Here is a 267-nt window from a genome sequence, read left to right on the forward strand (position 1 = left end):
AGATATGAGTTTTTACCAGTAAAGGAGAGCGGCAAGATGGCATATTTACTTATTTTGAGTGCTGCTGTTACCTTATATTTTGCTTTGGGCTACGTTAGAGCCACACTCAATGGCTGGGTTATTCCCAATAAAGTAACTTGGTTTCTCTGGGCTTTAGCGCCAATGATTGCTTTTTTTGCCACCTTTTCTTCGTCGGGGTTTAGCCTTGGTCAAATTCCTGTTTTTATGGCTGGCTTTACGCCCTTGCTTGTTTTTGGCGCTTCCTTT

The 267-nt window shown here is 42.3% G+C and carries 1 protein-coding gene; it reads left to right on the forward strand.

Translation table 11 applies throughout. The features are described from left to right. Positions 1-36: 36 nt before the first annotated feature. Positions 37-267: hypothetical protein (locus ETC27_RS18015; protein ID WP_205742783.1), on the forward strand; the 231-nt coding region annotated here is incomplete at its 3' end.

Origin of the sequence: Onishia niordana, from assembly GCF_004798965.1 — a bacterium.
Lineage (GTDB): Bacteria > Pseudomonadota > Gammaproteobacteria > Pseudomonadales > Halomonadaceae > Onishia > Onishia niordana.